The following is a 22,640-nucleotide window of genomic DNA, read 5'->3' as shown; positions in this document are numbered from 1 at the left end:
CACTTCGACTTCGCTCAGTGCGAACGGGGTTCAGTACCAATTTCCGTTCAGCCTGAGCGAAGTCGAAGGCCAAGGGACTACAGCGCCCCCAGATCGATCGTCCCGTTCTTGTCCAGCCATTGCCCCGCCTCGGGCATCGGGTATTTCAACCCCGTGGCGCAGTTGAACAGCACGACCCGCTCATCCTCGTCGACCAGATTGTCGCGCACCGCCTGGTTGTACGCCGCCAGCGTCGCGCCGCCCTCGGGGCAGAGCAGCAGTCCGTCCTTCTTCGCGCAATCCTCCACCGCCTTCAGGATCGCCGGGTCGCCCACCGCCAGCGCCGCGCCACCGGATTCGCGAACCGCGCGCAGGATCAGGAAGTCGCCGACCGCCTTCGGCACGCGAATGCCTGCCGCCACCGTCGCGGCATCCTCCCAGCGTTCGGCATGTTCCTCGCCCGCCTCGAACGCGCGGACGATGGGGGCGCAGCCGCTCGCCTGCACCGCATACATGCGCGGACGTTTGCTGCCGATCCAGCCCAGCCGCTCCATCTCGTCGAACGCCTTCCACATGCCGATCAGGCCGGTGCCGCCGCCGGTCGGGTAGAAGATCGCATCGGGCAGCTCCCACCCCAATTGAGCGGCGAGTTCCAGCCCCATCGTCTTCTTGCCCTCGATCCGGTAAGGCTCCTTCAGCGTCGAGAAGTCGAACCAGCGCCCCTCGGCCGCACCGCGCCCGACGATCGCGCCGCACTCGTCGATCTGGCCGTTGACCCGCCAGACGCGCGCACCCTGGGCGGCGATCTCGCGGACATTCACTTCCGGCGTTTCCTCCGGGCAGAGGATGACGGTCTCGATCCCGCAGCGCGCGGCATAGGCGGCCAGCGCCGCGCCAGCATTGCCGTTGGTCGGCATTGCGATCCGGGTCACGCCCAGTTCGCGCGCCATCGCCACCGCCATGACCAGCCCGCGCGCCTTGAACGAGCCGGTCGGCAGCCGCCCCTCATCCTTCACCAGCACCGACGCGCCGCCCGAGCGGGGAATGGGGATCAGCGGCGTCTCGATCTCGCCCAGCGAGACGATGCTCCCGGTGCGGCGGACGGGGAGAAGTTCGCGCCAGCGCCACAAGTCCGTCTCACGCGCGGCGATGGTGTCGCGCGACACCGCCCGGCCCAGCGCCTCCAGATCGTAGCGGACCAACAGCGGGCGGCCTGCGCGCGACAGGCCGTGAAGCTGGTCCGCCTCATAGCGTTCGCCGGTCAGCGAGCATTCCAGATGGGTGACGAAGGTCGGGCGGTCTTCGGTGAGGTTGCGATTCATGGCCCCAGCCTATCGGCCGAAACCGCCCGACACCATAGGCTTAGCCCGGGCTCGCCGCCGACCCGGCCAGCAGCCCGCCATCGATGGTGAACTCCGATCCGGTGATATAGCTCGCCTCGTCCGAGGCCAGCATGACCGCGATCGCGGCCACCTCGTCCGGTTCGCCGAAGCGTTTGAGCGGCGTATCGGCGACGAGCGCGGCCATCTTCGCGGCGCGGTCGGGGCCGTCGCCCAGCATCGGCTCCCAGATCGGCGTCAGGATCGCGGCGGGGTGAATGGAATTGCAGCGGATTTTCCACCCCGCCTGCGCACAATAGAGCGCGACCGTCTTGCTGTGATTGCGGATCGCCGCCTTGGACGAGGCATAGGCCGCCGCGCCCGGTATTCCGACCAGGCCCGAGCGCGACGAGATGTTGATGATCGAGCCGGTGCCCGCCGCCTTCATCGCACCGATGGCATAGTGACAGCCCAGGAAGGTGCCGTCCAGATTGACCCGGTGCACCGCCCGCCAGTCCGCCAGCGACGCATGTTCGGGATCGTGCGGCACATAGCCATCCTCGAACCCGGTGATCCCGGCATTGTTGACGACGACATCGGCGGTGGAGACGATATGGGAGAGGCGCGCCCAGTCGGCTTCTTCCGAAACGTCGAGCGGCTCGAAGCGACAGCCGATGCTCTCTGCCGCTGCGACGCCGGTGTCGGCATCGCGATCGGTCAGGATGACGGTTGCGCCTTCCTCGTGAAAGCGGCGGGCGATGGCATGGCCAATCCCGCGCGCAGCGCCGGTGACGACGCACGTCTTATTCTGCAAGCGTGGCATGAATCTCTCGAAATGATGGGGCAGGGGGCGGTGCGTGCCGCCGTGCAAAGCTGTGCCGCGTCAGCGGTGCCGCTGGACCATGTCGAGAACTCCTGGTGTCGCCCCGGCTTTACCATAGAGCGGTGTGCGCTTCATCTTTTTTGTTCGCGGGGAGGCGCGGAGGCGCGGAGGAGTCTCGCCCAGCCGCAGGCTGCCTCCATTCACGACCAGTCGACTTCGTCTTCCGATCGAGAGGGTGTGCGAAAGCGCGGCAAATCCAGTCACCTCCGCGTCTCCGCGCCTCCGCGCGAACAAATCACCGCTCCACCATCCCCACCATCTGCCGATCATGCACCCGCGACAGCGTGACCACCGCCGCGACCGCGCCGATGAGGCACATCAGCATGTCCCATTGCGTGTCCCATGGATCGCCCTGCGTCCCCAGAAACTCGTCCGCGCCCTGGCCCAGCGCCATCGCCGCACCGAACTCGATCAGTTCATATGCCGCGCTCACCGCCAGGCAGCACGCGATCACGAGGAAGGTCAGCATCCCGCCGGGCACCAGCCCGCCCCGCCGGACCAGCCATTCCCGAAACACGATGGCGGGCACGAAGCCTTGGGCGAAATGGCCCAGCCGGTCATAGGGGTTGCGTGCCAGATGCAGCCAGTCCTGCACCCAGAACCCCGCCGGCACGCGCGCATAGCTATATGCCCCGCCGAGCATCAGGATCAGGCCGTGCACTCCGATCAGGACCAGCGCCAGCCCGGTCAGCGGGAAGCGCCGCCGCCATCCCCAGAGCAGAGGCAGCGCAACCAGCACCGGCGCGACCTCCATCCACCAAGTCGCCCGGTCGAACGGATGCAACCCCGAGGCGATCAGCCCCAATATCCAGACCGCGCTCAACTGCGCCAGCCGCATCCTGCTCCCCGACATGTCCCGACGATAGCGACGGCCGTGGTCCACGCAACCCGATTGCCCTGCCTCGAACGGGATGCGATGGGCAAGGCCATCAACCAGGACAGGCCCGCCATGATCATACGCAGCGACGAGACCCAGGATGTCGAGGTGCCCGGCAACGGCACGATGCGGATGCACCTGTTCCGCCCCGCCATCGACGGGCGCTTTCCCGGCATCCTGCTATTTTCCGAAATCTATCAGGTGACCGCGCCGATCCGGCGGCTGGCGGCGATGCTGGCGGGGCAGGGCTATGTCGTCGCGGTGCCCGAGGTCTATCATGAATATGAGCCCGTTGGCACGGTGCTGGCCTATGACAAGCCGGGCACGGATCGAGGCAACGACCTGAAGTTCACCAAGCCGGTCGCCGCCTATGACGCCGATGCGACCGCAGGCCTGACCGCGCTGGCCGCACATCCCGCGTGCAACGGGCATCTCGGCACGTTCGGCGTCTGCCTGGGCGGGCATCTGGCCTATCGCGCCGCGCTCGATCCACGCGTGGGTGCGGCGGCATGCTTCTATGCCACCGACATCCATTCGGGCACGCTGGGCGAGGGGCGCTGCGACGACAGCCTGGCGCGCATGGGCGAACTGAAGGCCGAGACGACGTTCGTCTGGGGGCGGCAGGACCCGCATGTCCCCTATGCCGGGCGCGAGACGATCCGCGCGCGGCTGGAAGAGGTCGGCGCCTCCTATGAATGGCATGAGGTCGCCGGGCAGCATGCCTTTCTCCGCGACGAGGGGCCGCGTTACGATCCCGCGCTGTTCCTCCAGGCGATGAGCTGGACATTGGCGCTCTACGCCCGCGCGCTACGCTAAGGCAGGAAGGGGCGGCTCGATCGGTTCCGTTACGCAGCCGGTTTGTTTGCCGAAGTTTAACCGGTTCTGACCAATATGGGCGGGAAGGATATCCGCCGCCCATGTCACCCCCTCTCCCCTCTCGCCATTCCGGCGACGTTCCGCCCGTGCTCCGGACCGATCGGCGGGGGGCGGTGATCGTCGAGTTCGCGCTGGTCGCCGCGCCGTTCATCGCGCTGCTGCTGGCGATCCTGCAGTCGAGCCTCGCCTATCTGGCGCAGGAGGCGCTGGAGAGTGCGGTCGAGGTCGCGGCGCGCGGTATCGTCACCGGCCAGATCCAGGCCGCCGATCTCGAGGGCCTTGGCGACGGCATGACCAAGGCACAGCTGGCCGAGCGGTTCCGCAGCAAGGGGTGCCAGTCGCTGCCCAGCTTCCTGTCCTGCTCGCGGCTGTTCGTCGATGTGCAAAGCGTCGCGGCGGGGGCTACCATCCCGACGGGCGGCACGGGATCGTTGAACTTCGATGCGGCGGCCCGGAAGTTCACCGACCTGTCCTATGACGTGGGATCGCAGGGCTCACTGGTCACGGTGCGTTTCATCTATCTCTGGCCGATGCCGATCGCACCTGCCGCCGATCTGTCGCCGCTGAGCAGCAAGCCGACCATCCTGATCGCGACATCGGTGTCGAAGACCGAGGCCTATCTGTGACGGCGCGCGTGTTTCGGGCCCTGCGCGGCGACGAGCGCGGCGTCGCGCTGGTTGAATTCGCGATCATCCTGCCGGTGATGCTGGTCCTGTATCTGGGCGGGGTGCAGTTGCAGGACGCGATGGCGTGCAAGCGCAAGGTGACGATCACCGCCCGCGCCGCCGTCGATCTGATCGCGCAGAACGCGACCGGCAAGATGACGAAGGCCGAAATCCAGTCGAATCTGGTCGCGGCCTCGCAGGTGATGCAGCCCTATGTCGCCGGGGATTCCCGGATTCGGGTGAGTGAGGTGTCGACCGATGCCACCGGAAATACCAAAGTGGTCTGGAGCCAGGGCTTGTCGATCGCGCCCTATGCGCCCGGCCAGGCGATCGACATTCCCGCCGCCATGAAGACGCCCAACGCCACCTTCCTGCTGGCGCAGGTCAACTATCCCTATCGTCCCCCCACCAGTTTCGGTCAGTTCGGCCCGATGACGCTCGGCGACACGCTGTGGATGGTCCCGCGCAACACCGACCAGATCGCCTGTTCGGATTGCTCACTCCCATGATCCTTTCGCTTTATCGCTTCGTGTGCGGCGTGCTGCGTCATCGTCGCGGTGCGGTGATGATGATGTTCGCCATGGCGCTGCCCGTCCTGATCTTCGCGATCGGCATGGGCATCGATTATGCGCGGGCGATGAAGGCGCAGACCAAGATGAATGCGGTGGCGGACTCCGCCGCGCTGTCGGCGGTCAGCAAGGTCGCGATGGGTATGAATGACGGCGATGCGGAGGCCTATGCCCGCAAGATTTTCGACGCCCAGGCGGGGGCTTTGATTGCGGCGGGCGACATCACGGTCGGCACAGTGACCATCACCGCCCCGACCGACAGCAACGGCCGCCGGAACGCCGCAGTCAGCTATAGCGGCGTGTCGAACAACGTCTTTGCAGGTATCCTGGGACTGGGAACGCTCGCGATCTCCGGCAAGTCGGAGACAACGAACGCCGTCGCGCCCAACATCAACTTCTACATGTTGCTCGACGTGTCCAGTTCGATGGCCCTGCCCACGACCAGTGCGGGTCTGGCCAAGGTGGCGGCCAGCAATTCGAAAAAATGCCAGTTCGCCTGTCACGCCGAAAATGACCTGAAGGGCCGGAACGCTTCGGGCAATACGGTCGATCTCTACGACGTTGCGCAATCCTATAACCTGACGCTGCGCATCGACGACGAAGGGACCGCCGTGTCGAAGCTGACGACAAATGCCACCAGCACGTCCAGCAAGACCGGAGCAAAGTATCGGATCGCCGTCGGGACATTCCGAGGACGCGGCGGCTTTCAGCTGATACGCACGCTTACGTCCAGCATGTCGAAGGTCGTTGCGGCGACACGAAATCTGGAACCGTTCAAATATGACCGGAACGGGTGCCCGACGTCTGCCTGCCGGTCGAACGAAGTGGGTTACAACGACACCGACACCGGCACCAGTGACGCGATGGTCCAGATGAACAAGGTCATGGGCACGCCCGGCACCGGCATCAACAACGACACGCCGCAGGCGGTGATGTTCCTGGTCACCGACGGCATGCGCGACGAATTGCGCAGCGGAGGTCTCCCGGAAATCGCGATCGACACCGTGCCCTGCGATACCATCAAGGCGCGAGGTATCCGGATCGCCGTCCTCTACACCGAATATCTACCGGAATCGCTGACCGGCGACCCGTGGTCGGAAACCTATATCAAGCCCAATCTCTACAAGATCGAACCGGCGTTGCAGGCGTGCGCGTCGCCCGGTCTCTACACCAAGGTTTCGACCGACCAGGATATTTCGGCGGCCATGGCCGCGCTATTCCAGAACGCCGTCGCGACCGCACGGATCACGCAATAAGCGAGGGGGCGGGGGTTACCCCGCGCCGATTACCCCGCCCCGATTACCCCGCCAGCGCCTCGACCTGCTCGGCCAGTTCCAGCCAGCGCATTTCGGCTTCGTCCTTTTCGTCGCGCGCCTTTTCGATCGCCTTCATCAGGCGGTCGAACTGGGCCGGGTCCTTGGCATAGAGATCGGGATCGGCAAGCTTCGCCTCGTCGCGCGCGATGCCCGCCTCCAGCTCCTCGATCCGCTTGGGCAGCAGTTCATAGTCGCGCTGGTCCTTGTAGCTCAGCTTGGTCTTTGCCTGCACCGGCGCGGCGGGCGAGGGGGCGGCCTTGGCCGGGGCCTTCTTCGCTTCCGGGGCGGCCTTGCGCTTGGCGACCCAGTCGGCATAGCCGCCCGCCACCACATCGACACTGCCCGACCCGTCGAGGCCGAGCGTCACCGTGACCGTGCGGTCCAGGAAGTCGCGATCGTGGCTGACGATCAGGACGGTGCCTTCATAATCGCCGATCACCTCCTGCAACAGGTCCAGCGTCTCCAGGTCGAGGTCGTTGGTCGGCTCGTCGAGGACCAGCAGGTTGGACTCGCGCGCGAACTCGCGGGCCAACAACAGGCGCGAGCGCTCGCCGCCCGACAGGGTGCCGATCTTCGCCTCGGCGAGCGAGGGGTCGAACAGGAATTCCTTGAGATAGCCGTGGATATGCTTGCGCGCGCCCCGCACGTCGATCCAGTCGCCGCCGTCCGCCAGCACCTCGCGCACGCGCTTTTCCGGGGCCATCAACTTGCGCTGCTGGTCGATGATCACGCCGTCCAGCGTCTTGGCCAGGAAGACGCTGCCCTCGTCGGGCTGAATCTCGCCGGTCAGCAGGCGGAGGAGCGTCGTCTTGCCCGCCCCGTTCGAGCCGACGATGCCGATCCGGTCGCCGCGCGTGACCTTCAGGCTCAGGTCCTTGATGATCGTGCGGTCGCCATAGCGCTTGGTGACATGCTCGGCCTTGATGACCTCCTTGGTCTTCACATCGTCCGACGCGATGCCGAGCTTGGCGGCGCCCTGCGGCCCGATCATCGCGGCACGGGTGGCGCGCATCTGGACCAGCTTTTCCAGGCGGCCCTGGTTGCGCTTGCGCCGCGCGGTCACGCCGCGGTGGAGCCAATGCTCCTCGATCTTGAGCTTGGCGTCGAGCTTTTCGGCGGCGCGCTGTTCCTCGGCATAGACCTGCTCGGTCCACGCGTCGAAGCCGCCAAAGCCGACCTCGTTGCGCCGCATCTGGCCGCGATCGAGCCACAGCGTCGATTTGGTCAGGCGGGTCAGGAAGGTGCGGTCGTGACTGATGACGATGAACGCGCCGGTGAAGCGCTTCAGCCAGTCCTCCAGCCATTCGATCGCGGCGAGGTCGAGATGGTTGGTCGGCTCGTCGAGCAGCAGCACGTCCGGGTTCATCGCCAGCGCCCGGACGATCGCCGCACGCCGCCGTTCGCCGCCGCTGGCGGTCGATGCCTCGCGCGTCAGGTCGATGCCGAGCTGTCCGGCGATGGCATCGGCCTCATAGGCTTCCGGCGCGTCGTCGCCCGACAGGACATAATCGCCCAGCGTTGCGCACCCGGCCAGATCGGGGTCCTGTTCCAGATAGACGACATGGGTGCCCGGCACGATCACGCGCCGCCCTTCGTCCGAATCGATGATCCCGGCCATCAGCTTCAGCAGGGTCGACTTGCCCGCCCCATTGCGCCCGATCAGCGCGAGCCGGTCGCGCGGACCGACATGGATGTCGAGATGCCGGAAGAGCCAGCCCGAACCTTGTACAAGGCCCAGGTCTTCGTAGGAAAGAACGGGTGCTGCCATGATGGCCTTGCAGTTAGGGGCGGATGCGGAACCCGGCAAGCACCCCAAGCGCTGTCGCGCGGCTGCATGATCCATTCAGAGGCTGTTCAACGGTTGACCGCTATGCCAATTTCATGTCGATGACCGTCCTTCTGGCTCTGCTCGCCGCACCGATGGGTTCGCCGCCGCTGATCGAGGCCCCGATGGGAATGGGCGCCGATCAACGTCGCGGCGACCAGATGCGCGCCTATCAGCAGCGCAAGGAAGGCAATCTGTCGCTGCGCGAGATCGAGGCGCGGGTGGTGCCGACCATGCGCGATTCGCAATATATCGGTTTCGATTACGATGCGAGTGCGTCGGTTTACACGCTCAAATTCCTGCGCAATGGCACGGTGATCTGGGTGGAGGTGGACGGCCGCACCGGCAAGGTCATCGGCCGAACCGACGGCTGATGACCGGCTTGTCGGTCAGCCCCATGGAAATACAGGGAGTTTTGCGATGCGCGTTCTGATCGTCGAGGACGAGCCCAATCTCGGCCAGCAGTTGAAGGCCACGCTGGAAGGCGCGGGCTATGCCATCGATCTCGCCACGGACGGCGAGGAAGGGCATTTTCTGGGTTCGACCGAAAGCTATGACGCGATCGTGCTCGACTTAGGGTTGCCCGAGATTGACGGGCTGACCGTGCTCGACCGCTGGCGCAAGGAGGGCAAGACCACGCCCGTCCTCGTCCTGACCGCGCGCGACAGCTGGTCGGACAAGGTGGCGGGGCTGGATGCGGGTGCCGACGACTATGTCGCCAAGCCGTTCCAGACCGAGGAGCTGATCGCCCGCCTGCGCGCGCTGATCCGCCGGGCCAGCGGCAATGCCTCGTCCGAGCTGACGGCGGGTGACGTCCGGCTCGACACGCGTTCGGGCAAGGTCACGCGGGCGGGCGAGCCGGTGAAGCTGACCGCGCAGGAATATAAGCTGCTCAGCTATCTGCTCCATCACAAGGGCAAGGTGGTCAGCCGCACCGAGCTGATCGAGCATATCTACGACCAGGATTTCGATCGCGATTCGAACACGATCGAGGTGTTCGTGACGCGCATCCGCAAGAAGCTGGGACAGGATGTCATCACCACCATCCGGGGCCTGGGCTACAGCCTGGACGATCCGGCGGCGGGGGCTGTGGCGGGTTCGGCGGCCTGATCCGGCTTTTTCCGTGACGGAGGGACATACACCGCGCCGGACGCTGCGCACGGGATCGCTGTCGCGCCGCATGATCCTGATCGCCGCCGGGTGGATCTTGGTCCTGCTGGCGGGCGGCGGCTTCGCGCTCGACCGGGTGCTGGTGTCCGCCGTCACGCAGAATTTCGACGACCGCCAGGCCTATGTGCTGAAATCCTTGCTGGTGTCCGCCGGGATCGACTCGCAGGGAGAGGTCTGGTTCAACCGCGAGCCCGCCGATCAGGGGTTTCTGGAGCCCGGCTCCGGCGTCTATTGGCAGGTCTCGGGCAAGGGTTATGACCCCTTCCCGTCGCGCTCGCTCTGGGATCGGCGCCTCGCCTATGGCCCGGCGCGCAACGACGACGACATTCACGTCTATAACAGTACCCAGTTTCCGGACGAAAAGCTGCGGATCGTCGAACGGGACGTCAAGTTGCCCGGATCGGATGTCCGCTGGCGTTTCCAAGTGGCGCAGAGAACGACCGAGCTGGACGCGCAGATCGGCGCATTGCGCCGCATCCTGGTGCGCAGCTTCGCGCTGCTGGGCGTCGGCTTGCTGTTGATGGCGGCGATGCAGACCTTTTATGGCCTTTATCCCTTGCGCCGCGTGCGTGAGGAGATTGCGGCGATGCGTGCGGGCAAGGCCGATCGCATCTCCGACGCGATGCCCAACGAGGTCGCGCCGATGGTCGAGGAGCTGAACGCGCTGATCGAGCATAATGAGAAACAGGCCGAGGAGGCGCGGCGTCATGCGGGCAATCTGGCGCATGCGCTGAAGACTCCGCTGACCGTCATCATGAACGCGGCGACCGCCCAGTCCGAGGATCTCGCCGAAACGGTGATCCGCGAGGCGCGCACGATGCGCCGCCAGGTCGACCACCATCTGGCGCGCGCCCGCGCGGTCGGGCGGCGCGGTTCGGCGCACAGCCGCGCCGAGGTCTGGCCCAGCCTGCAATCGGTAGAGCGCGCGGTCGGCCGCCTCTATCGCCATGTCCGCATCGACGTGGATGGGCCGAAGGACCTGGTCGTCCATGTCGAGCGCCAGGACCTGGACGAGATGCTCGGCAATCTGGTCGAGAACGCCGCCAAGTACGGCGGCGGCAGCGTCTTCGTGACGGTGGGTGCACAGGCCGGGTTCGTCGAAATCCTGGTCGAGGACGACGGCACCGGCATTCCGGAAGACCAGCGCGTCCGCATCTTCGATCGCGGCGTGCGGCTGGACACGGGCAAGCCGGGCACGGGCCTTGGCCTCGCCATCGTGCGCGACGTGGCCGAAATCTATGGCGGCACCGTGGCGCTGGAGGAAAGCGAGGATTTGGGCGGCCTGCTGGTGCGGCTCCGGCTTCCGGCGGCTGTGGGGTGATTTCGGTTCGCGCGAAGCCGCGATGGCGTGAAGAGGATTGTGTTCGCGCAGAGGCGCTGAGGACGCAGAGGTGTCGGGTAAGTGGCTGGGCCAAATCGCCCCGTCTTATGTCTTTGCTGACGGTATGACGGATTTCATTCCTCCCCTGTAAGGGGAGGGGGACCATCCGGAGGATGGTGGAGGGGTGTCCCCTTATCGACAGCGCGATACCCCTCCGTCAGCGCTTCGCGCTGCCACCTCCCCTTGCAGGGGAGGAATGAGGGGACCTTCTGTTCAACAAGCCGGACCCCTCCGCGTTCTCCGCGCCTCCGCGCGAACCATCCTCTTCTCTTCGTGTCGTCGCGGCTTCGCGCGAACCCGAAAAGTTCAGGCCGCCACCATACCCAACGCGTTCATCGCCCGTGCCGCGATCCCGATGGACCGTTTCCGTGCCGCATGGTCGAAGATCGCGCTGACGATCATCACCTCGTCCACCTTGGTCCGCTCGACAAAGGCCGCCAGCTGCCGCTCCACGCTTGCGGGCGAGCCGATGGCCGAGCAGGACAGGACATGGTCTAGGATCGCCGATCCCTGCATCCCCAGGCTTTCGCGATAGCCGGGGACGGGCGGGGGCAGCTTGCCGGGGTTGCCGGTGCGCAGCGCGACGAAGGCCTGTTGCTGCGAACTGGCCAGCAATTCGGCTTCGGCGTCGGTATCGGCGGCAAAGACGTTGAAGCCCGCCATCGCATAGGGCTTGTCGAGCATTGCCGAAGGTCGGAAATCGCGACGGTAGATGGCCAGTGCATCGTCCAGCGCGTCGGGCGCGAAGTGCGAGGCGAAGGCATAGGGAAGGCCCAGCGCGGCGGCGAGCTGCGCGCCGTAGAGGCTCGATCCCAATATCCACATCTGCGGCTTCGCGCCCGCGCCGGGCGTCGCCACGATGCCGGTCTGCCCGTCATTGGCGAAATAGCTTTGCAGCTCCATCACGTCGCGCGGGAAAGCGTTGGGATCGCTGTCGAGCGTCCGGCGCAGCGCGCGGGCGACGCGCTGGTCCGATCCCGGCGCACGGCCGAGCCCCAGGTCGATCCGGCCGGGGAACAGCGCATCGAGCGTCCCGAACTGCTCCGCGATGGTCAGCGGCGCATGGTTGGGCAGCATGATGCCACCCGCGCCGATGCGGATCGTCTTGGTCGCCTGTCCGACATGCGCCAGCACCACGGCGGTCGCGGCGGACGCGATGCCCGCCATGGCATGATGCTCGGCGGTCCAGTAACGGTGAAAGCCGACCGCCTCGGCATGGGCGGCGAGGTCGGCGGCGTTGGCCAGCGCCTGGGCCACGGTGCCGCCCTCGACGACGGGCACCAGATCGAGCAGGGAATAGCGTGTCATATGAGGAAGATGGGGACGATCCGCCGCCCCCGCCAGCCAAGACCGCGTATCAGAAGGTCAAGCCATACTTCACCGCCATGCCCCGCTCGGGCGGCAGCATCGCGATGTTGCCGGGGTCACGCCGCCAGAACAGATGCGTTGACCATTCGCCCCCGCCCAGCCGGATGCCATGGCGCAGTTCGACCAGCGTTTCCTGCCCCGTGGGGGCTAGCGACAGGCGGTTGCTCGTCCAGCCATCGACCTGCCCGCTGGCATAATCCCAATGACCGGGCAGCCGCAGGTCCAGCCCGCCGCCACTGACCCGCAAGGGCCGCGACAGGCGCAGGTCGATCCGGTCGTGGCCGAACAGTCCGGCCTTGCCCGCCTCGACCGACCAGGCGCGGCTGGCCAACATGCCGCCGCCCAGGCCACCGATCGCGCGGGTCCAACCGCTGCGCCAGCGGGCGCCCAGCGTCCAACCGCCATCGTCCTGCCAGCGCGCGGCCCCGTCGGCGAACCAGCTGCGCCCGCGCGCCTGGCCCAGCGCGCCGCCGAACCAGCCGCCCAGCACGGTCGATTGCTCGTCCAGCCGGGTCACGCCCAAGGTCGCGGCGACCGGCCCGATCCTGCGGTCGAACGTCACCGTCATCTGGTCATAGCCGGGCGCGGCCATGCCGGGCATCGGCGCAGCGAAGCGGCCATTCTCCGCCGCGACGCTGATGCCCACCCGGCCCATGACGTGATGCAAAGCCGCGGCGGCGCGGGGCGCGCGGTCCATGCCCGCGCCGGGATCGGTCATCAGATAGGCGGGGCCGGACTGGCCGGTCCATCCCGAGACCATCGCGTCGCCGGTGCTGGCAAAGCCGAATCCGATGGCGGTGTCGTGGGTGAGGGTCTGGGTGACGCTGCCCGCGACGATCCGCTGCATGGCGCTGGGCACGTCGGTGGGGACGATCGCGCGCAGCCGCGCCTCGCCGGGCGAGGTGATCGCACGGGTCAGCGCGATCGAACGGGTGCCGTCGCTGACGACCGTGCCCTCGATCCGGCCGAGCAGCGATGGCGCCAGCATCGGGCGGGGGGCGGCCTGCGCCACCGTGCCGGATATGTCGATATGGTAGGCGCGGGCATAGCCGTCGAGCGCGACCAGGGTCAGCCCCTCCACCCGCGAATCGCCCATTGCCGGAGACAGTCGCGCATTGACCCCCATCGAAATGGCCGCGCCGGTGCCAGCCACGCTGGTGCTGCCGACCGGCCGGAAGGCGGCGGTCAGGTCCAGCGTGCCGCGACCATAGACATCGTCGGTGCCGCTCGTTCCGGCCTCGCGCGCGGTGCGCAGCAGCAGGTCGGCGATCTGCGCGCCGGTCAGGTTGGGAAATGCCTGGGCGAGCAGGGCGACCGCGCCGCTGATCTGCGGTGCGGCAAAGGAGGTGCCCGACCAGAGGAACCGCTCGCCCTTGGCATCGGGGGCCTCCACCCGTTCGCCCAGCGCGGTCAGATAATGGGCGGCCGACTGGCCCGCCCGGTTGCTGAACGTCGAGATGGTGCCGCCGGCATTCACCGATCCGGCGATGATGACCTGGCCGCGCGCGACTGCATTGTTGTTGGCGATCTGCGCCATCAGCGTGGGGTTGGATTCGCCGTCATTGCCCGCCGAGATGACGATCACCATGCCCGCCGCCGTCGCCCGCCCGATCGCCGCGAGCAGCGCGCTGGGCGCCGTATCGTTGAAGCCGAGCGAGATGTTGACGACCCGCACGCCTGCGTTGCGGGCGGTGTCCAGCCCTCGGGCGATGGCGTCGGAGGAAAAGCTGCACGTCCCGCCCAGTCCGCCATTTTCGGTGGAGCCGCCGCAACTGCCCGGCTCGTCAGCGCGCAGCGCGACCAGCGTCGCGTCGAACGCCACGCCCTGTGCCCGGTTGCCGCCGCGGCCGCCCAGGGCGGTGAAGGCGACGGCGGTGCCGTGCCCGTCCAGATCGCCGGTGCCGCGCGTCCCCGCGACATCGGCGGAGGCGCTGGATATCCGCCCGGTGAAGGCGCCGGTGCGGTCGTCCACGCCCGAATCGATGACACCCAGGGCAACACCCGCGCCGGTCGCCCCGCGCTGATAGGCGGCCAGCGCATTCATCGCGACCGCGCCCGCCGTCGCCCGGTAGCCCGCCGTGTCGTAATTCTGGGTCGGTGCAGGGGCGGGAGTGGGTGCTGGAGTCGGCGTCGGTGTCGGTGTTGGGGTCGGACTGGCGATCGGGGTGGGAATCGATTGGATGCCGTTGCCGCCGCCGCCACAGGCGGCGACCATCGTGCCCGCGCCGATGACCAGGCTCCAGACTGTCGCGATGCCCCCGGCACCGCGCGCTTCCCGCGCTCGCAAGCTCAGCCCCCTCATCCCATCATTCCGCCTGCCCAACCGACAGGGGTGAGCCTGATCCTTGGGATAGCATGATTTTCTTGCGCCGTCGTTAAGGGGGGGCCAGCGATGGGGCGCGGACGGGCCACGGGGCGGCTTGCGGCCATGGGGCCTCACGCCTACACGCTGCCGCCATGCTGCCCGCGCTTGCCCATATCGACGCCTGGATCTTCGATCTGGACAATACTCTGTATCCGGCGAGCGCCAATCTGTTCGCGCATATCGATCGGCGGATGACGCAGTTCGTCGGCGACCTGCTGGGCCTGGACCCGGCCGAGGCGTTCCGGGTGCAGAAGGAGTATTTCCACGCGCACGGCACCACGCTGGCGGGCCTGATGGCCGAGCATGACGTCGATCCCGCCGCCTTCCTCGCCTATGTCCATGATATCGAGATGGACGTGCTGGAACAGGACGCGCCGCTCGCCGCCGCCCTGGCCAAGCTGCCGGGGCGCAAGCTGGTCTTCACCAATGGCGACAAGCCCTATGCGCTGAAGGTCCTCGACCGGCTGGGGCTGGGCAGCCATTTCGAGGCGGTGCACGACATCACCGCCATGGGCCTGGTGCCGAAGCCGCAGCCGTCCGCCTATGCGGGGCTGTGCGCGGCGTTCGACATCGATCCGACCCGCGCGATCTTCTTCGAGGACATGGCGCGCAACCTGATCCCCGCCAAGGCGATCGGGATGACGACCGTGTGGGTCGACAATGGCTCCGAACAGGGGCCCGAAGCCGCCCGCGACCATATCGACTATACCGTCCACGCGCTGACGCCGTGGCTGACGAGCATATTGGAGGACTGACGATGGCACATGAACTGGCCGCCACCATCGATGCCGCCTGGGACAACCGGGCCGAGCTGAACTTCGCGACGCAGGGTGAGGAGCGGATCGCCGTCGACCGCGCGCTGGCGCTGCTCGACCGGGGCGAGGCGCGCGTGGCCGAGCCGGACGGCCATGGCGGCTGGACCGTCAACCAGTGGCTGAAAAAGGCCGTCCTCCTCTCGTTCCGCCTGAACGACAATGTCCTGATCGACAATGGTCCGGGCGCGGGCCACTGGTTCGACAAGGTGCCGTCGAAGTTCAGCGGCTGGTCGGAGGCCGATTTCCGCGCTGCCGGGTTCCGCGCGGTGCCCGGATCGGTCGTGCGCCGCGGCGCGCATGTCGCCAAGGGCGCGATCCTGATGCCCAGCTTCGTCAACATCGGCGCCTATGTCGGTGAGGGCACGATGGTCGACACCTGGGCGACCGTGGGCAGCTGTGCGCAGATCGGCAAGAACGTCCACCTGTCGGGCGGTGCCGGCATCGGCGGCGTGCTGGAGCCGCTTCAGGCCGATCCCGTCATCATCGAGGACGGCGCGTTCATCGGCGCGCGCGCCGAGGTGGCCGAGGGCGTCCGCGTCGGCGAGGGCGCGGTGCTGTCGATGGGCGTTTATCTCGGTGCGTCGACCAAGATCATCGACCGTGAGACGGGCGAAGTCTTCCGTGGCCATGTGCCGCCTTACTCGGTGGTGGTGCCCGGCACGACGCCGTCGGTGGACGGCAAGCCGGGCCTGTACTGCGCGGTGATCGTCAAGCGCGTGGACGCGCAGACCCGCTCGAAGACCAGCATCAACGACCTGCTGCGCGATTGATTGCGCTGAACGCCTGACCCTTGGCACGCCCCTCCCGTAAACGGGAGGGGATGGGGGAGGGCAAGGCCACGCGCGACGGTTTCGGTGAGACTCCTTGGCCTCCCCAACCCCTCCCGCTTGCGGGAGGGGCTTAAGGTTCACGCGAAGACGCGAAGTCGCGAAGAAGATTTTGTTCGCGCGGAGGCGCGGAGAAAGCAGAGGTGTCGGGCCCGGCGGCAGCCTTCATCCTGCCTCTTTGGCCGGCAAAAAAACAGGACGATCGTCCAGCGCGATCCCCCTCCGCGTCTCCGCGCCTCCGCGCGAACCAAAATCTTCCCTGCTTCGCGTCCTCGCGGCTTGGCGTGAACCAAAATTACAACCCCACCCGCTTGGCCAGCCACCGCGCCGCCGCCTCCGGGCTTTCCTTCGCTGCGTCATCGCGGTCGACCCGGTAATTCGCCTCGCGCATCGCCTCGACGGGAATACGATTCAGCATCGGCCGCAGCGCCTGAACGAACTTCGCGTCTGCCGCCCGGTCCTTCGCCACCAGCAGCACCGCATCGTAACCCGGGATCGCCCGTTTCGGATCGCCCAGCACGGTCAGCCGTTCCGCCGCGATCCGGCCATCGGAGGAGAAAGCCGAGATCACATCCGCCCGTCCGCTCTCCAGCGCGCGGTACATGAAAGTCGGGCTGTACGGCGTCATGCTGGCGAAGCGCAGGCCGTAAGCGTCGCGCACCGCCGCCCATTCGGGCCGGTCGAGAAACTCCAAGTCGCTGCCCAGCTTCAATCGCGGCGCGGCGGCGGACAGATCGGCGAGCGACCGCACGCCCAGCCGCTGCGCCAGCGGCGCCTTCATCGCAAAGGCATAGGCATTCTCGAACCCCAGCGGCCCCAGCATCGTCACGTCGCGGGTCGCCGCCCAGTCCTTCAGCGCACCCAACATCGCCGCGCGGGGCGGGGAATCATGCCGACGCATCGCGGTCGTCCACAAGGTCCCGGCATAATCGACATAGACGTCCACACGCCCGCCCGCCGTCGCCTCGAACGCCACGGTCGAGCCCAGCCCGTCGCGATAGCTGACGTCATAGCCCGCGCGGGTCAGCCGGTCGCCGATCAGCCGTGCCAGTATATATTGCTCGGAAAAGTTCTTCGCCCCGATCACCACCTCTCGCCGCGCATCGCCACCGCGCGGCCAGAGCGGCTGCGTCGCCAGTGTGATCCCCAATGCCAGCGCAATCAATCCGCCCAACCACATCCAGCGCCGCCGCATCGCCAGCCCGCGCTCGATCAGCCCAATCAGCGCGTCGACGACCAGCGCCAGCGCGGCGGCGGCAAAACAGCCCGCCAATACCAGCGCCCAGGCCTGGGTCTGGAGGCCCGCAAAGATCAGGTCGCCCAAGCTTGGCTGGCCTACCGTCGTCGACAGGGTGGCGGCCCCGATCGTCCACACCGCCGCCGTCCGGATGCCCGCCGCCAGCACCGGCGCGACCAGGGGCGCCTCGACCAGCCGCAGCTTTTGGCCTCGCGTCATCCCCACCGCATCGGCGGCCTGCAACACCGCCGGGTCGAGCCCGACCAGCCCCGTCACGCCATTGCGCAGGATCGGCAGCAGCGCATAGAGGGTCAGCGCCAGCAACGAGGGCAGGAAGCCGAGCGCCGGTATCCCGCCGCCGACCAGTCCCGACAGGCTGAGCAGCACCGGATAGAATAGCGCCAGCAAGGCCAGCGCCGGGATGGTCTGCACCAGACTGGCGAAGCCCAGCGCCACCCGCGACAGCCCCGGCCGCCGCGCGCACGCAAAGGCCAGCGGCACCGCGATCAGGATGCCCAGCAGCAGCGCGGCCATGCTGACCAGCACATGCTGGGCCAGCAGCGGGGGAACGCGGGTGAGGGCGTCGAGAAAGGGGCTCATGCCTGGAGCGCCGCGAGCCGTTCGGCCTGATGCCGGGGGACCGCCATCAGATTCTGCGCCGCGCTGCCGCCTTCGCCGCGTACCAGTTGGGCAGGGGTGGCATCGGCGACGATCCGGCCGGCTTCCATCACCAGCACGCGGGCGGCGGTCAGCAACGCCTCGGCCATGTCGTGCGTGACGAGGATCGTGGTCAGCCCCAGCCGCTGGTGCAGTTCGACCAGCCGCCCCGCCACCGCATCGCGAGTGACCGGATCGAGTGCGCCCAGTGCCTCGTCGAGCAGCAGGATCGGCGGCTCTGTCGCTAGCGCGCGGGCGATGGCGACGCGCTGGCGCTGGCCGCCCGACAGCGCATCGGGCATACGCTGCGTCACGTCGCGCGGCAGGTCGACGAGATCGAGCAGTTCGTCCACCCGGTTTCCCACGGTCCGCCCGGCGATGCGCAGGCCGATGGCGATATTGGCCGCGACCGTCATGTGCGGGAACAGGCCATGCTGTTGAAAGACATAGCCGATGCGGCGACGGAGCAGGGGCGGGGGCTCGGCGGTCACATCCTGTCCGTCGATCAGGACCCGGCCCGTATCGGGCTGCTCCAGCCGGTTGATCATGCGCAGCAGCGTCGACTTGCCCGATCCGGATGCGCCGACCAGTGCGACGAACGCGCCCCGCTCGACGATCAACGACACGGTGTCGACGGCCGCGACCGTGCCGTAGCGGCGGCTGACATTCTCCAGCGCGATCATCGGTTTGGGCATGGGGCCATCTTGGGAGGGAAGCGGGAACGGGTCAAACGCGGTGGCGTGCCGTTTCGCTGCACCGCCTTCGCGGCTTTCGGGCTATGCCTGTGCCGCCACGCGCGATATGGCGCCGTAAAACATGTTCAACATAGCCACGGGTCAGTGGCAGGAGAGTTTATGAGCCAGACCGATCTTCAGAGCGCCAGCCAGGTTCTCGACCGTGTCCTCGTCCTCGAAATGGTGCGTGTGACCGAGGCGGCGGCGATCGCGGCCTCGACGCTGGTCGGGCGCGGGGATGAGAAGGCGGCGGACGCGGCGGCGGTCGAGGCGATGCGCGCCGCGCTCAACGAGCTCGACATGGACGGCACCGTCGTCATCGGCGAGGGCGAACGCGACGAGGCCCCGATGCTGTTCATCGGCGAGAAGGTCGGCACCGGCAACGGCCCCGAGATCGACATCGCGCTCGATCCGCTGGAGGGCACGACCATCTGCGCCAAGGCAGGGCCGAACAGCCTGGCAGTGCTGGCGATCGCGGAGAAGGGCCATCTGCTCAACGCGCCCGATGTCTATATGGACAAGATCGCGGTCGGCCCCGGCTATCCGGCGGGCGTGATCGATCTGGACCGCAGCCCCAGCGACAATATCCGCGCCATTGCCGAGGCTAAGGGCGTGGCGGCCAAGGATATCGTGGTCTGCGTGCTCGACCGGCCGCGTCATGAGGGGCTGATCGCCGAGCTGCGCGGCTTGGGGTGCGGCGTGGTGCTGATCGGCGACGGCGATGTCGCGGGCGTGATCGCGACAACCGATCCCGACACGACCATCGACGTCTATATGGGCTCGGGCGGTGCACCCGAGGGCGTGCTGGCCTGCGCCGCGCTGCGTTGTGTCGGCGGGCAGTTCAAGGGACGGCTGCTGTTCCGCAACGATGCCGAGCGGGCGCGGGCGCACAAATGGGGCGTGACCGATCTCGACAAGCAATATGACCTGACCGAGCTGGCGCAGGGCGACTGCATCTTCGCGGCCACCGGCGTGACCGACGGCTCGCTGCTGGCCGGGGTGAAGCGTCGGCCCAAGGTCATGACGACCGAGAGCGTGGTCATGCGCGCCTCGTCGGGAACGGTGCGCTGGGTGAAGGGGCAGCATCGGCTTTGATGTGCAATGCGTGAGGGTTCCGTCTTGATCGAGCCCCTCCCCTTCAGGGGAGGGGTTGGGGTGGGGCCTCGCCTCGAACCCTGTGCTTGCGGAAGCGCGCCACCCCCGTCCCCTCCCCTGAAGGGGAGGGGTGAATGACGACGGCCGCCGCCCTCCTGCTGCTGGCCGCCTTGGCGGGCATCTGGTGGTTCCAGAAGGGCGATCTGGGCGAGTATCGGCGGTTCAGCGCGCTGAACGACAGCCATTCGCGGCGGATGCGCTTCCGATTGTGGCTGGCGCGGTCGGCGCTGGCGTTCCTTTTGCCGGTTCTCGTCGGGCTGGCGCTGCTCGGCCGGAGCGATGCACTGGTCGTGATGCCGGACGAGTTCGCCCCTGTCGCCGCGACCATGCCGCCGATCTTCGACAGCGGCGAGGCGATGCAGGGGATGCTGATCGGCGGCGCGATCGGCGGGCTGGTCGTCGGTGCGGTGCTGGCACGGCTGCGCAAGCGCAAGCCGCTGGGCAATATTTCCGCACTGCTGCCGCGCGAGCGGCGAGAGGTGAAATATGCCGCCGCGCTCAGCATCATGGCGGGGGTGACGGAGGAGGCGTTCTTTCGCCTCTATCTGCCGCTGCTGGTCGCGATGGCGACGGGACAGGCGGGGATCGGCTTTGTCGCCTCGCTGATCCTGTTCGGGGCGATGCACCGTTATCAGGGCTGGGTCGGGGTGGCCGCCACCACCGCGCTGGGGGCGGTGATGACCGGGCTGTATCTGATGACCGGCAGTTTGTGGGTGGTGATGCTGGTCCATGTGCTGGTGGACCTGAACGGGTTGGTGGTGACGCCGGTGCTGAGCGGGGTGCTTAGGAGGTAAATCTTCCTCCCCTGTAAGGGGAGGGGGACCAGCAAAGCTGGTGGAGGGGTGTCCCGCTGTCGAGAGGGTGACACCCCTCCGTCATCGCTACGCGATGCCACCTCCCCTTACAGGGGAGGAATTACGCTTAATTCTTCAGTCGCCAGCCGGTGCGGAAGATCCAGCCGATCCATGCCAGGCACGCCAGCAGGAACAGCGCCGTCACCCCCAGGCTGACCCCCGGCGTCACGTCCGAGGTGCCGAAAAAGGTCCAGCGGAAGCCGTTGATCAGATACACGACCGGGTTGAACAGCGTCACCGTCCGCCACGGCTCGGGCAGGATCGTTACCGAGTAGAAAGCGCCGCCGAGGAAGGTGAGGGGGGTGACGATCAGCAGCGGGATGACCTGCAACTGCTCGAACCCGCGCGCCCAGATGCCGATGGCGAAGCCGAACAGCGAGAAGGTCACGGCGACTAAGAGCAGGTAGAAGAGCATCGCGACCGGGTGCAGGATCGTCAGGTCGACGAACAGATGGGCGGTGGCGAAGATGACGAGGCCGATCACCATCGACTTGCTGGCCGCCGCGCCGACATAGCCCAGCACCGTCTCTATCGGTGACAAGGGGGCGGAGAGGATTTCGTACATCGTCCCCGTGAATTTGGGCATGTAGATGCCCAGGCTCGCGTTCAGAATGCTTTCCGAAAAGATCGACAGCAGCATGAGCCCCGGCACGATGAACGCGCCGTAGGGCACGCCCGAAACCTGATTCATCGCCGAGCCGATCGCGGTGCCGAACACCACGAAATAGAGGGTCGTGGTGATGACCGGCACCATCAGGCTGGTCCACACCGTCCGCCGGAACCGCGCCATTTCGAAGCGATAGATCGACCAGATGCCATGCAGGTTCATGCGCGTGTCCCCTCGACCAGATCGACGAAGATATCCTCCAGCGAGGATTTATAGGTTTCCAGATCGACGAAGCCGATGCCGCTGTCGCCCAGCTTGCGCAGCAGCGATGGGATGCCGGTATGTTCGGCACGCGCGTCGAAGATGTAGCGCAGGCGCTTGCCCTCGTCCTCCAGGGTCAGCTGCCATTCGGCCAGCGCTGCGGGGATCGCCGCCATCGGCTCGGCCAGCGTCAGCACCATCTCGCGCTTGCCGAGCTTCTTCATCATCTCGGCCTTTTCCTCGACCAGGAGCAGCTTGCCCTTGGCGATCACGCCCACCCGGTCGGCCATTTCCTCGGCCTCTTCGATATAATGGGTGGTCAGGATGATGGTGACGCCGCGCTGGCGCAGGCGGTGAACCAGTTTCCACATGTCGCGGCGCAGCTCGACATCGACGCCCGCAGTCGGCTCGTCGAGGAAGAGCAGGTCGGGTTCGTGGGACAGCGCCTTGGCGATCAGCACGCGGCGCTTCATGCCGCCCGACAATTCCATCAGCTTGGCGTGACGCTTGTCCCAGAGCGACAGGTCGCGCAGCACCTGTTCGACATAGGCGGGGTTGGGCGCGCGCCCGAACAGGCCCCGGCTGAAATTGACGGTGTCGATCACCCGCTCGAACATGTCGACCGACAATTCCTGCGGCACCAGCCCGATCTTGCGGCGTGCGCCCTTATAGTCGCGCAGTGCGTCATGGCCATCGACCCGGATGGTTCCGGCGGAGGGCGTGACGATGCCGCAGACGATCGAGATCAATGTCGTCTTGCCCGCGCCGTTCGGTCCCAGCAGCGCGAAAATCTCGCCGCGCCGGATGCTCAGATCGACCGGCTGAAGGGCGGTGAACCCGCCCTTATAGGTTTTGGTCACGCCCTCGACGGACAGGATCGGGTCGGTCATGCGGCAGTCC

At 67.1% G+C, this 22,640-nt stretch carries 21 protein-coding genes; 11 read left to right on the top strand and 10 right to left on the bottom strand.

Features of this window, described 5'->3' with window-relative positions:
- Window positions 1-77: 77 nt before the first annotated feature.
- The 3 genes from ASF14_RS02510 to ASF14_RS02500 all read right to left on the bottom strand — a co-directional run bounded on the left by ASF14_RS02510 (window position 78) and on the right by ASF14_RS02500 (window position 3,064).
- On the bottom strand, window positions 78-1,301 hold the full coding sequence (locus tag ASF14_RS02510; RefSeq protein WP_056430931.1) for a threonine synthase: 1,224 nt from the start codon (window positions 1,299-1,301) through the stop codon (window positions 78-80).
- A gap of 40 nt (window positions 1,302-1,341) precedes the next feature.
- Complete coding sequence (locus ASF14_RS02505; RefSeq protein WP_056430928.1) at window positions 1,342-2,121, bottom strand: SDR family oxidoreductase; 780 nt, start codon at window positions 2,119-2,121, stop codon at window positions 1,342-1,344.
- Between the two features lie 295 nt (window positions 2,122-2,416).
- The gene (locus tag ASF14_RS02500) at window positions 2,417-3,064 is read right to left on the bottom strand and encodes a DUF2238 domain-containing protein (protein WP_236696896.1); all 648 of its coding nucleotides are present in this window, start codon (window positions 3,062-3,064) and stop codon (window positions 2,417-2,419) included.
- A gap of 33 nt (window positions 3,065-3,097) precedes the next feature.
- On the opposite strand from ASF14_RS02500, the gene ASF14_RS02495 reads away from it, so the two are divergent.
- From ASF14_RS02495 to ASF14_RS02480, 4 genes are all read left to right on the top strand, one after another.
- Window positions 3,098-3,874 (top strand): dienelactone hydrolase family protein, encoded by a 777-nt coding sequence (locus ASF14_RS02495; RefSeq protein ID WP_236696895.1) that lies wholly within the window; start codon window positions 3,098-3,100, stop codon window positions 3,872-3,874.
- Window positions 3,875-4,020: 146 nt separating this feature from the next.
- On the top strand, window positions 4,021-4,560 hold the full coding sequence (locus ASF14_RS02490) for a TadE/TadG family type IV pilus assembly protein (RefSeq protein ID WP_236696894.1): 540 nt from the start codon (window positions 4,021-4,023) through the stop codon (window positions 4,558-4,560).
- Window positions 4,557-5,108 (top strand): TadE/TadG family type IV pilus assembly protein, encoded by a 552-nt coding sequence (locus tag ASF14_RS02485; protein ID WP_056430918.1) that lies wholly within the window; start codon window positions 4,557-4,559, stop codon window positions 5,106-5,108. Before ASF14_RS02490 ends, ASF14_RS02485 begins: the two co-directional genes overlap by 4 nt.
- Window positions 5,105-6,424 (top strand): TadE/TadG family type IV pilus assembly protein, encoded by a 1,320-nt coding sequence (locus tag ASF14_RS02480; RefSeq protein WP_056430916.1) that lies wholly within the window; start codon window positions 5,105-5,107, stop codon window positions 6,422-6,424. Before ASF14_RS02485 ends, ASF14_RS02480 begins: the two co-directional genes overlap by 4 nt.
- Before the next feature lie 43 nt (window positions 6,425-6,467).
- Here ASF14_RS02480 and ASF14_RS02475 read toward each other — a convergent pair whose 3' ends face one another.
- Window positions 6,468-8,252, bottom strand: a complete 1,785-nt coding sequence (locus tag ASF14_RS02475) for an ABC-F family ATP-binding cassette domain-containing protein (protein ID WP_056430913.1) — start codon at window positions 8,250-8,252, stop codon at window positions 6,468-6,470.
- Between the two features lie 113 nt (window positions 8,253-8,365).
- On the opposite strand from ASF14_RS02475, the gene ASF14_RS02470 reads away from it, so the two are divergent.
- The 3 genes from ASF14_RS02470 to ASF14_RS02460 all read left to right on the top strand — a co-directional run bounded on the left by ASF14_RS02470 (window position 8,366) and on the right by ASF14_RS02460 (window position 10,800).
- Window positions 8,366-8,683, top strand: coding sequence for a PepSY domain-containing protein (locus tag ASF14_RS02470; RefSeq protein WP_156360988.1), 318 nt, complete (start codon window positions 8,366-8,368; stop codon window positions 8,681-8,683).
- 46 nt (window positions 8,684-8,729) lie between these two features.
- Window positions 8,730-9,419 (top strand): response regulator transcription factor, encoded by a 690-nt coding sequence (locus ASF14_RS02465; protein ID WP_056430910.1) that lies wholly within the window; start codon window positions 8,730-8,732, stop codon window positions 9,417-9,419.
- Window positions 9,420-9,489: 70 nt separating this feature from the next.
- Window positions 9,490-10,800: a sensor histidine kinase gene (locus ASF14_RS02460; RefSeq protein ID WP_056431412.1), complete on the top strand. Its 1,311-nt coding sequence runs from the start codon at window positions 9,490-9,492 to the stop codon at window positions 10,798-10,800.
- Between the two features lie 366 nt (window positions 10,801-11,166).
- On the opposite strand, the gene ASF14_RS02455 is transcribed toward ASF14_RS02460, so the two are convergent.
- Both ASF14_RS02455 and ASF14_RS02450 read right to left on the bottom strand, forming a co-directional pair.
- Window positions 11,167-12,168 carry an LLM class flavin-dependent oxidoreductase gene (locus tag ASF14_RS02455; RefSeq protein WP_056430907.1) on the bottom strand — a complete coding sequence of 334 codons (1,002 nt, stop codon included), beginning with the start codon at window positions 12,166-12,168 and terminating at the stop codon, window positions 11,167-11,169.
- 49 nt (window positions 12,169-12,217) lie between these two features.
- Window positions 12,218-14,515: a S8 family peptidase gene (locus ASF14_RS02450; RefSeq protein WP_236696893.1), complete on the bottom strand. Its 2,298-nt coding sequence runs from the start codon at window positions 14,513-14,515 to the stop codon at window positions 12,218-12,220.
- A gap of 170 nt (window positions 14,516-14,685) precedes the next feature.
- Between ASF14_RS02450 and ASF14_RS02445 the strand changes: the two genes are divergently transcribed.
- Window positions 14,686-15,348 carry a pyrimidine 5'-nucleotidase gene (locus ASF14_RS02445; protein ID WP_056430901.1) on the top strand — a complete coding sequence of 221 codons (663 nt, stop codon included), beginning with the start codon at window positions 14,686-14,688 and terminating at the stop codon, window positions 15,346-15,348.
- Window positions 15,349-15,350: 2 nt separating this feature from the next.
- The gene (gene dapD, locus ASF14_RS02440) at window positions 15,351-16,178 is read left to right on the top strand and encodes a 2,3,4,5-tetrahydropyridine-2,6-dicarboxylate N-succinyltransferase (protein WP_056430899.1); all 828 of its coding nucleotides are present in this window, start codon (window positions 15,351-15,353) and stop codon (window positions 16,176-16,178) included.
- Between the two features lie 352 nt (window positions 16,179-16,530).
- Here the strand turns inward: dapD and ASF14_RS02435 are convergent, their stop codons facing one another.
- Complete coding sequence (locus ASF14_RS02435) at window positions 16,531-18,072, bottom strand: glycine betaine ABC transporter substrate-binding protein (protein ID WP_056430896.1); 1,542 nt, start codon at window positions 18,070-18,072, stop codon at window positions 16,531-16,533.
- Entirely contained in the window at window positions 18,069-18,824 is a 756-nt protein-coding gene (locus ASF14_RS02430; protein WP_056430893.1) for an ATP-binding cassette domain-containing protein, read from the bottom strand. The genes ASF14_RS02435 and ASF14_RS02430 overlap by 4 nt, the downstream gene beginning before the upstream one ends.
- Before the next feature lie 159 nt (window positions 18,825-18,983).
- Between ASF14_RS02430 and glpX the strand changes: the two genes are divergently transcribed.
- Complete coding sequence (gene glpX / locus ASF14_RS02425; RefSeq protein WP_056430890.1) at window positions 18,984-19,958, top strand: class II fructose-bisphosphatase; 975 nt, start codon at window positions 18,984-18,986, stop codon at window positions 19,956-19,958.
- Between the two features lie 134 nt (window positions 19,959-20,092).
- Window positions 20,093-20,812: a CPBP family intramembrane glutamic endopeptidase gene (locus ASF14_RS02420; protein ID WP_056430887.1), complete on the top strand. Its 720-nt coding sequence runs from the start codon at window positions 20,093-20,095 to the stop codon at window positions 20,810-20,812.
- A 127-nt stretch (window positions 20,813-20,939) separates the two neighbouring features.
- Here ASF14_RS02420 and ASF14_RS02415 read toward each other — a convergent pair whose 3' ends face one another.
- The gene (locus ASF14_RS02415; protein ID WP_056430884.1) at window positions 20,940-21,701 is read right to left on the bottom strand and encodes an ABC transporter permease; all 762 of its coding nucleotides are present in this window, start codon (window positions 21,699-21,701) and stop codon (window positions 20,940-20,942) included.
- Window positions 21,698-22,630, bottom strand: a complete 933-nt coding sequence (locus tag ASF14_RS02410; protein ID WP_056430881.1) for an ABC transporter ATP-binding protein — start codon at window positions 22,628-22,630, stop codon at window positions 21,698-21,700. The genes ASF14_RS02415 and ASF14_RS02410 overlap by 4 nt, the downstream gene beginning before the upstream one ends.
- Window positions 22,631-22,640 lie beyond the last annotated feature (10 nt).

The organism is Sphingomonas sp. Leaf257, assembly GCF_001422185.1.
Lineage (GTDB): Bacteria > Pseudomonadota > Alphaproteobacteria > Sphingomonadales > Sphingomonadaceae > Sphingomonas > Sphingomonas yabuuchiae.
Note: the sequence above shows the minus strand (reverse complement) of the source record. Positions and strands in the feature narration are given on the sequence as shown.